We start from the raw sequence: 8,591 nt of genomic DNA, 5'->3' as shown, positions 1-8,591 counted from the left end.
ATATTAAGCACCCTAAATTCTGGATAGCTAGCAATGGTGGCGAAAACTGTGGCTACAAGTATCGAGCGCTGTTTGACGAGATTGACCTACCTCTCGATTGGCCCGTTGAAGTTAATCACCATGAAGCCATGGCTTACTGTCGATGGAAGGGTAAAGGGATTCGTTTGATGAGTGAAGCGGAATGGAATCTTGCTACTGCTGGCGGACGTGAAAGTAGCACAAATTTCCAGCAAGACCCCTTTGCGATCGAGGATTACAATCTAAATCTCAAGTTTGGCTCACCTAGCCCAGTGGGTATGTTAGAAACCGCTAAAAGTCCTGCTGGACTCTATGACTTGCGGGGGAATGTATGGGAGTGGCTGAGTGATGACTTCAAGCCGCTACCAGGATTCAAGGCCCATCGGCTCTATGAAGATTATTCTGCTCCGTTTTTTGATACCCAACATAACATGATGCTTGGTGGTGCTTGGGTGACTACTGGAACAGAAGCATCGACATTCTATCGTAACTGGTTCCGTCCCTACTTCTACCAACATGCTGGGTTTAGAATTGCTGCTTCATAGCTTTTTGTTGTAAAAAAAGGTGTAAGCATATGCGCTACTTGAGATGCTACTTGAGGTGCTATCAGCTATCAACACCGGAGCTGTGGGGCTTCTTTTAACATTGAGTTAAATAACACAAGACTAACAAACTATGGACTATCGCCACATCATCACCATCGAGCCTGGTAAACGCAGTGGTAAACCCTGCATAAGAGGCATGCGCATTACCGTCTACGACATTTTAGAATATCTGGCCGGGGGAATGACAGAAGCAGAAATTATAGAAGATTTTTCTGAACTAACCTCCGAAGACATCAAAGCCTGTCTTGCTTTTGCCGCAGAGCTTGAGAAAAAGTTATTCGTGGTATCTTTGTGAAACTTCTTTTGTACGAAAATATTTCAGATCGAATTATTGGGAATATGCCAAAAAACATTATTTTATAAAAACCTAAAAACGGCTCTCCCAACAGACCCTTAGCAACCACGAGTATAGCGCAGCAATTCTCCCCTAAAAGTTATCACCTTCAGTCAGGATTCTGGTCATGGCTTTGATCACTGATACGGGAACGCTTCCCTCGAACATACCAACGATACCAATGCTTAGAACTGCGAATGGCTAGCCACAGTAGCAGTAAAGCGATTAATCCTCCTTGTTCTGGAGCATCAAAAGCTAAGATTATCAAAACTACGCACAGAAAATCCTGAAGAAACACTACCCACAGAGGTAAGCCACGCAAACGGTAGAACCATCCCACTTGAACTAACTGGAGTACAAAGGCTAATAAACCGCCGACAATACCGACTACCCAGACATATCCCGTTAGTTCTTCGGCAAACTGAGTCACAGCAATACCAAGAATTGCTCCCACTAGAGGACTTAACACTAGCTGAACTATTTGCAAGACTCGCTGTCCTAATAGCTTTTTGGAGGCAAATAGTTCCACCAATGACCAGGTTGTCAAGATAGTCAGCAAGACTGGGGGATGAATCTGTGACAGTAACGGTACCTTCGACCACAGTTGGTCACTGTGGAGCAAACCAATTACCAACAGAGGCAGGGCAATTCTCATTCCTGCCGCAGCGGAAGCTGAGAGGGCGGCGAGGAGTGCAATCATGAGTGTAGTTACTTTGGCAAGAGGTTTAGTATAAACCAGTAAAGCTTAGCATAATGTAACAAAATATACAGTTTTTTTGTGATTAAATTAAATATAGGACTTACGAAGTTGAGTTGGTTTTGCCCCCCTAACCCCCCAAAATTGGGGGGGAATGATGTCAAAGTCCCCCATAATTGGGGGACCAACGGGGGCTTTGCGTAAGTCCTGAAATAACCAGGACTGGGTAAATGGTAAATATTGTTAGCTGGAGAAATAAGGCCATGTCTGAGTCATTATTTGCTGATGCCAGTAAACGATTGCAGAAATCATTGAAATATGTGTCAATTTCCGAGGATGCGATCGCACGCTTAAAATATCCCAAATCTAGTTTGAGCGTTTCTATCCCAGTCCGTATGGATGATGGCTCGTTACAGATGTTTCAGGGCTATCGGGTTCGCTATGACACCACCAGGGGACCAGCAAAAGGGGGAGTGCGGTATCATCCCAATGTTTGTTTAGATGAAGTCCAATCCTTAGCCTTTTGGATGACCTTTAAATGTGCCACCTTAAATTTGCCCTTCGGGGGTGGCAAAGGGGGAATTACTCTAAATCCTAAAGCCTTATCAAAGCTGGAGTTGGAACGGTTAAGTCGTGGTTACATCGATGCGATCGCAGATTTCATTGGGCCTGATATTGATATTCTCGCTCCCGACGTTTACACCAATTCCATGATTATGGGTTGGATGATGGATCAATACAGCGTCATTCGCCGTCAAATCAGTCCAGGGGTCGTCACAGGTAAACCCTTGGCACTGGGAGGAAGTGTTGGTCGCGATACCGCTACTGCTACTGGCGCGTTTTTTGTGATTGAATCCATTTTGCCCAAATTTGACCAGGTGCCTCAAAATACCACCGTAGCCGTGCAAGGATTTGGTAATGCTGGTGCTGTGATAGCGCAACTGTTAGCTAAAGCTGGTTATAAAGTTGTGGCTGTCAGTGATTCTCAAGGGGGTATTTATGCCAAAAAAGGGTTAGATATTCCCAGTATTCGCCAATACAAAACATCCAGTCAAGGCATTAAAGCTGTTTACTGTCGAGGTAGCGTTTGCAATATTGTTGAGCATGAAGTCATTACTAATCAAGACCTTTTAGCCTTAGATGTAGATGTCTTGATTCCCGCTGCCTTGGAAAATCAAATTACCGAAGAAAACGTTGATAATATCAAAGCAAACTATATCTTTGAAGTAGCGAATGGACCAGTAACCTCTACCGCTGACAATCGTTTGGAAGAAAAAGGCATCTATGTTTTTCCTGACATTTTGGTTAATGCTGGAGGTGTCACCGTTAGCTATTTTGAATGGTTACAAAACCGCAGTGGACACTATTGGAAGCTCGATGAAGTCCATCAGCGTCTGAAAGAGAAAATGGTGGAAGAAACCGAAACAATTTGGTCACTTTCTCAGGAACTAGCGGTTTCCATGCGCACAGCTGCTTATGTTCATGCTTTGAATCGCCTGGGAGACTCCCTGGATGCTAAAGGAACTAGGGATTATTATTGTAAAACTTGACATATTACAGTTCTTAATTGGGTGAGGTACTTTGTAAGTATTCAGCTATCAGCTATCAGCCGTCAGCTCTACCAGTTTGACCCGGTGGGTGGAACTGGCATCTTGGTGGAACGGGCATCTTGCCCGTTTCATTCCCGGACGGGCTGTCTCAACACTGGCTACTAATAAAATCAGGGTGAGCCGCTCCCTAACACACCCTAGGCCACTGACTCCTTGAAGAAAAAATATCCCGTGAAAACTCAGGTTATACCAGGGTTGGCTTCAAGGATCACCACTGGAGACTCCATCTGTAAAATTCGCTGCAACTTGAAGTCAGACTGAGCCAAAAGTCGGCGAAACTCTAGCTCAGTCCGTTCTTTACCTCCTAAAGATACCATCATTGATATGTCAAACCATTTGGCAGGGTGGAAATCGTTACCGGCAGGGATCAGCATTTCGAGAATGAGAAGCTTACCATGTGGGGGAATGGCTTTTCGGCAACAACTTAATAGTTCTGTTGCCTGCTCGTCGCTCCAGCTGTGCAGAATATGCTTCATTAGGTAAATATCATGACCAGCTGGGATCGATTCAAAAAAGCTACCTGCCACCAGATCGCATCGCTTGGTCACACCTTTTTCTGCTAGAAACGGCAGCGCTCCTTCAATAACCGAGGGAAGATCAAAAAGTACCCCCCGTAACTTGGGATTAGCTTGGAGAATTGATGCGAGCAAAAGACCATGACCTCCCCCTACATCCACAACTGAGCCGAAATCCTTAAAGTTATACACCTGAGGAAATTCTGCGGCAACAGAGACAGACAATGAGGTCATTGAGTGGTTAAAATGTTCAGCAGTTGTTGGATGGGTATTAAGATATTCAAACAGCTCTAATCCGTTAGCTTGTTTAAAGGAAGCTTTGCCTGTTTTTAGCACATCCATCAGGTGCATCCATGCTCGCCAATTACCATCATGAGGAACATACAGGGCAAGATCGTGCAGTGAACCGGGAAAGTCAGAGCGCAGGCAGTCAGATAGAGGAGTATTGGTAAACTCTCCTGTTACAATTTCCCTGAATACCCCAAGCATAGCCAGACCTCGCAGCAGGCGGTATAGTGATGAGACATCGGTTCCCGTGGCTTCTGCCAATTCTTTAACATGCTTAGGTTGTTGAGCAACTAGATCAGCAATTCCCAGTTCTGCTACAGCCTGTATGGACTTAGCAACTATTCCTCCATAAAGCATTTGCTTCATGACTACCATTGGCATGAGTTCTTCTGTCATTTATCAAGAACACTTACTAGGTGAACCAATAGAAATAACCACAAATACCAACATACTTGGGTACTTGTGGAAAAATGTTTAAATCAGGTTGATGTTACTTAAAAGAAGGAATGCCTTCCGGAAATAGGATAGAAATACGTTTTTCTCTGGTCTGGGCTTCCTCAATACAAAGTTGCTCAATCTGTTTAACAACCTCTTCTTCCACCCCAAGACGTTTTGCCATTTTGTAAACTGCTGCCCGTTCCTCTTCATGATATTCTCGGTCAGCAGAACAAGCCTGAATAGCAGTATAAATAATTATACGACGACTATGTTTGTTGGCAATAGGCGAATCAGCTAGAACGTCAAGGAGATCTTCATCAGCTGGGTAAGTTTTTGCCAATTCGTAGCCGGTTTTTCCAAATACAGCAGCACGACCAGCAACCCAGTTTCTTTCTTCTGGTTCTATAATTCCGTCTGCTTTTGCACAAATTAGAACAGCTTTGACAAAAGCTTCATAGTCTTGATCGGGTGGAGGAGTTTCCACCCCATAAAAATGATTGAGTAGCCAAACTTTACCATCCTGCTCTAAATTAGACATAATGTAATCTCGCTAATTTTATCTGACCAGAGTATATCATGAAGTATACATGCTGCGCTGAGATGTGGCGATGTGAGTTCTATATTAATATCAAGTTCGGATAATTACTGATAATTAGGCCTGTCAGGTCATCGGCCACCACTCAAAGCAAGTCAGCCCCCTAATCAAGTCTTGCTTACCCAGCAATTGCTGACAACGATAGACCAATAAATCCTCGTTTATCGTCGATAGTTTGGGGGGAATGATTCGTCCCAATCTCGTTAGTCAGCGGCCACAACCTTTCGGCTGTGCTCGTTGTAGATCATTGAGTTGGGTTGGCTTTCCCGGATTTGAGTGTCGTTGATCGCCCAAATCATTTGCTCCGTGTTGGTTATAACGTCGCTGTTGCTGAATCTATACTCGCGGATTCATTTGTGTTTGTGCTTACTCCCGACATCAGAAGTTAAATAAGCGCGTTGATCGCAGTAATCAGGTACAGTATTAGTTGAGGATGATTACCTTAAGATCATCTTAAATATTGCCTTTTGAATGGATGCCTTTTGCCTTCAAATGATAAGCTTTTTACAGAGCAGTATCAGAATTGCTATAGTATGTTCGATTGCATCGTGATTGGAGCAGGGCCAGCCGGTATAGTTACTACAAAAGAATTACTGGAGCAAGGAGTAGGCGAGGTAATCTGTTTAGAGCAAGCAGAGGATGTGGGAGGAGTTTATGCCAATGCCTACGACAGTTTAGTGCTGACTACCTCTTGCGCATTTAGTATGTTTTCGGACTTTTGGATAGGTGATGGCAATCAGCACAAATTCTGGACAAAGAACGAAGCAGTTGACTATTGGAAAAGCTATGCCAAACATTTTGGTGTTTTAGATAAAATTCGTTTCAATTATAAAGTGGTAGCAGTCACTCCTCAAGAAAATCAAGGGTGGGAAATTAAATTAGCCTCTGGAGAGATTTTGCACTCAAAACGGGTAGCATTGGCAATTGGTAACAACAGTATCTCAAATTATCCAGAGTGGAAAGACTTATTAACTGAAGTGGAGTTTTCCCATTCCAAGGAATATCGTAATGCCAATAACTTTGTGGGCAAAACCGTATTAGTGGTTGGGGGAGGTGAGTCAGCTTCAGACATAGCCCTAGAAATATCTCGTGTCGCCAACAAGTGCTGGGTCAGTCTTCGCAATTCAGCTGGGTGGATAATACCCAGAAAGAGGGGTTCCTTTGCTCTCGATAATGCTAGTCATCGCGGTGTATACGGTCTACCAAGGGACTATGGACATACTTTGACCCAATTGCTCTTTAAAAAGTGGTTGAGCCAAAATGATCCAACTTACGACATTGCAGTTAAACTCAATCAGAAGGTTAAAGCTAAAAAAGGGGTCTGGGGAAGCTATGGAACTAAAAATTTCTCTTTACCCAAGGCAATTGTCTATCACGGCTGTCAAGTGGTCGGCGAAATAGTAAAGGTAAAAGATGGTGGCTCGACATTGATCGCGGCTGATGGGGAAACCCTTGAAAACGTGGATGCGGTAGTATTTTGTACCGGCTACAAAAACTATGTGTCTTTCCTACCTGAGCACTTGAGAACAACTGACCCCCGGAGTCTTTACAAACATATCTTTCATGCCAAATATCGGGACAAAATCGCTTGGATTGGTTGGGCACGTCCGGCCATTGGCAGTCAGTTTCCTATTACGGAAATGCAAGCCAGATTTTTGGCCTTGATTTGCACTGGGGAACGAACTCTTCCGGCTTCTAAGGAAATGGAGAAGGTGACATCTATCGATAAAGCCAAATATTTAGAACAGTTTGAACATAATGCTGCTCGGATCCGAAGCTTGCTTGATTATCATATTTATATCGACGAGCTAGCTGATTTAATTGGGTGCAAACCGCCCTTGTGGAAATACTTTTTCTTACATCCTCGGCTCTGGCTTACTATCGTATATGGTCCGACCCAAGGTACCCAGTTTCGTTTGCGAGGACCAGGCCAAAAGAAAGCTTTGGCTCAAGAGCTAATTAGGAAGTTACCAGTGAGTCCATTCCATCGTGTCGTAGTTGTCAAAGCTGGTCTAAGAGGTCGTGTAATTTATGGGTTCAAGGCTGTAGTTAAGGGGTTGATGAATCCGCTCTATTTTGCTATGAATTTGGTGATAAACAAAGCTCAATCAAGTTAGGCTGTGGTCAACAATAGGTCACAAAAGTTGATAGATGTAGTTGGTAGATGTAGTTGGTAGATGTAGTTGGTAGATGTAGTTGGTAGATGCGATCGCATACAGCGCAGCAGAGCATATCGCCAACTTATACACACAACGATCAAACGTTAATTTTACCTCTGGTATAGAAAGGCAAATTCCCAAATACCAATCACAGCAAGATTTTGGGGCTTTGATTAAAATTTATTAACAAACCCTTGACAAATAGTCTTTTTTATGAATTTATCACCAAGGCTAGATTAGCTGTTTTGTAACCATTCAGCTATCAGCTGACGCTGTTTTTACCCTGACCATCAGCTGTTGCTGTAACCAACGGTGTATTAATTGTGTCCCACTAGTTATCCTACGGTAAACATAGTGTAAACTTGAATTTATTACTCCCTGGAGAAAATAATTATGTTAACTGAATTGCAGAAGCAGAAATTCCCAAGATTGTTTGAAATGTATGACGCCGACAATAACGGTTTCATTGAGCAAGCGGATTTTGAGCGCTTCCTAGAAAGCTACTCTCAGCTTCGCAGCTGGGAGCCAGGCTCACCCAACTACAATTCCTTTCAATCGAAGTTAATGTCTCGTTGGGATAGTATGCAAAAGTTTGCAGACACCAATCGTGACAATAGGATATCTTTAGAGGAATGGTTGGTATATATCGAGAATATCCTTAATGACCAAGACGCTTATGAAGCAGAAATAAAGGGCATCGCCGGTTTCGTCTTTAGCTTATTTGATACTAATGGGGATGAGCAACTGGATTTGGAGGAATACAGACAATGGTATCGAAGCGCCGGACGTGATGAAAATTTGGCTAACGAGGTATTCAAACGGCTTAATTTAAAGGATGATGACTCCATTTCTAAAGAAAAACATATCGAGCTGATCGATGAATTCTTCCGTAGTGAAGATCCCGAAGCACCTGGTAATTTTGTCTTTGGTCAAGGGTAGATAGAACGGTAAGCATATGCGCTACGCGCAGGCTACGCCAACAGCTATCAGCTGTCAGCCGTCAGCAAATCAACGGGAGGTAGTAAACAAGACGGTGCTGGTACGGCTGGTTGAAAACCCCTGCTCCTCTGATCCGACCCTGTGCAGTTAAAGCGCCTGCTAGCACCTCAAGTAGCACCATCTGTAGCGCATTAGCACCTCAAGTAGCGTGCGCGTAGCGCATTAGCTGATAGCTGACGGCTGAATGCTTACATAGAACCTTACAATAGACTTCGCGGCAGTTGTCGGGAACAGGGAACAGCGGATCACCGGAACAGTGGACAAGAATTGACGCAAAGCGATGCAGAGGTGCGACCCGTGGCGAATTTAATTCGACGACTGTAAGCGCACCTA

At 43.8% G+C, this 8,591-nt stretch carries 11 protein-coding genes; 7 read left to right on the top strand and 4 right to left on the bottom strand.

Annotated features, from left to right (window positions below; translation table 11 throughout):
* Both F6K37_RS25800 and F6K37_RS25795 read left to right on the top strand, forming a co-directional pair.
* On the top strand, nt 1-563 hold a 563-nt coding region (locus F6K37_RS25800; protein WP_287253114.1), incomplete at its 5' end, for an SUMF1/EgtB/PvdO family nonheme iron enzyme.
* A gap of 130 nt (nt 564-693) precedes the next feature.
* Nucleotides 694-918: a DUF433 domain-containing protein gene (locus F6K37_RS25795; RefSeq protein WP_071107000.1), complete on the top strand. Its 225-nt coding sequence runs from the start codon at nt 694-696 to the stop codon at nt 916-918.
* Nucleotides 919-1,066: 148 nt separating this feature from the next.
* Here F6K37_RS25795 and F6K37_RS25790 read toward each other — a convergent pair whose 3' ends face one another.
* Nucleotides 1,067-1,657: a DUF4126 domain-containing protein gene (locus F6K37_RS25790; RefSeq protein ID WP_287253111.1), complete on the bottom strand. Its 591-nt coding sequence runs from the start codon at nt 1,655-1,657 to the stop codon at nt 1,067-1,069.
* Nucleotides 1,658-1,917: 260 nt separating this feature from the next.
* On the opposite strand from F6K37_RS25790, the gene F6K37_RS25785 reads away from it, so the two are divergent.
* The gene (locus F6K37_RS25785) at nt 1,918-3,204 is read left to right on the top strand and encodes a Glu/Leu/Phe/Val family dehydrogenase (protein ID WP_287253116.1); all 1,287 of its coding nucleotides are present in this window, start codon (nt 1,918-1,920) and stop codon (nt 3,202-3,204) included.
* A 21-nt stretch (nt 3,205-3,225) separates the two neighbouring features.
* Nucleotides 3,226-3,369: a hypothetical protein gene (locus F6K37_RS25780; RefSeq protein WP_158026791.1), complete on the top strand. Its 144-nt coding sequence runs from the start codon at nt 3,226-3,228 to the stop codon at nt 3,367-3,369.
* A gap of 74 nt (nt 3,370-3,443) precedes the next feature.
* Here F6K37_RS25780 and F6K37_RS25775 read toward each other — a convergent pair whose 3' ends face one another.
* Entirely contained in the window at nt 3,444-4,463 is a 1,020-nt protein-coding gene (locus F6K37_RS25775; RefSeq protein WP_287253107.1) for a methyltransferase, read from the bottom strand.
* Between the two features lie 94 nt (nt 4,464-4,557).
* The gene (locus F6K37_RS25770; protein WP_287253105.1) at nt 4,558-5,043 is read right to left on the bottom strand and encodes a tellurite resistance TerB family protein; all 486 of its coding nucleotides are present in this window, start codon (nt 5,041-5,043) and stop codon (nt 4,558-4,560) included.
* A 590-nt stretch (nt 5,044-5,633) separates the two neighbouring features.
* Between F6K37_RS25770 and F6K37_RS25765 the strand changes: the two genes are divergently transcribed.
* From F6K37_RS25765 to F6K37_RS25755, 3 genes are all read left to right on the top strand, one after another.
* Nucleotides 5,634-7,217 (top strand): flavin-containing monooxygenase, encoded by a 1,584-nt coding sequence (locus F6K37_RS25765; protein WP_287253103.1) that lies wholly within the window; start codon nt 5,634-5,636, stop codon nt 7,215-7,217.
* A 435-nt stretch (nt 7,218-7,652) separates the two neighbouring features.
* Nucleotides 7,653-8,198 (top strand): EF-hand domain-containing protein, encoded by a 546-nt coding sequence (locus tag F6K37_RS25760; RefSeq protein WP_008184793.1) that lies wholly within the window; start codon nt 7,653-7,655, stop codon nt 8,196-8,198.
* 16 nt (nt 8,199-8,214) lie between these two features.
* Complete coding sequence (locus tag F6K37_RS25755; protein ID WP_267875741.1) at nt 8,215-8,349, top strand: hypothetical protein; 135 nt, start codon at nt 8,215-8,217, stop codon at nt 8,347-8,349.
* 48 nt (nt 8,350-8,397) lie between these two features.
* Here F6K37_RS25755 and F6K37_RS25750 read toward each other — a convergent pair.
* Nucleotides 8,398-8,591 (bottom strand): hypothetical protein (locus F6K37_RS25750; protein WP_287253097.1); only part of this gene is annotated, 194 nt, incomplete at its 5' end.

The organism is Moorena sp. SIO4E2, assembly GCF_010671945.1.
GTDB lineage: Bacteria > Cyanobacteriota > Cyanobacteriia > Cyanobacteriales > Coleofasciculaceae > Moorena > Moorena producens.
This window is presented reverse-complemented; position numbering and strand designations above follow the sequence as displayed.

Bases quoted from the DNA above. Each gene is read 5' to 3' on its own strand.
- F6K37_RS25795 (WP_071107000.1), top strand. From the start codon at position 694: ATGGACTATCGCCACATCATCACCATCGAGCCTGGTAAACGCAGTGGT.
- F6K37_RS25790 (WP_287253111.1), bottom strand. From the start codon at position 1,657: ATGATTGCACTCCTCGCCGCCCTCTCAGCTTCCGCTGCGGCAGGAATG.
- F6K37_RS25785 (WP_287253116.1), top strand. From the start codon at position 1,918: ATGTCTGAGTCATTATTTGCTGATGCCAGTAAACGATTGCAGAAATCA.
- F6K37_RS25775 (WP_287253107.1), bottom strand. From the start codon at position 4,463: ATGACAGAAGAACTCATGCCAATGGTAGTCATGAAGCAAATGCTTTAT.
- F6K37_RS25770 (WP_287253105.1), bottom strand. From the start codon at position 5,043: ATGTCTAATTTAGAGCAGGATGGTAAAGTTTGGCTACTCAATCATTTT.
- F6K37_RS25765 (WP_287253103.1), top strand. From the start codon at position 5,634: ATGTTCGATTGCATCGTGATTGGAGCAGGGCCAGCCGGTATAGTTACT.
- F6K37_RS25760 (WP_008184793.1), top strand. From the start codon at position 7,653: ATGTTAACTGAATTGCAGAAGCAGAAATTCCCAAGATTGTTTGAAATG.
- F6K37_RS25755 (WP_267875741.1), top strand. From the start codon at position 8,215: ATGCGCTACGCGCAGGCTACGCCAACAGCTATCAGCTGTCAGCCGTCA.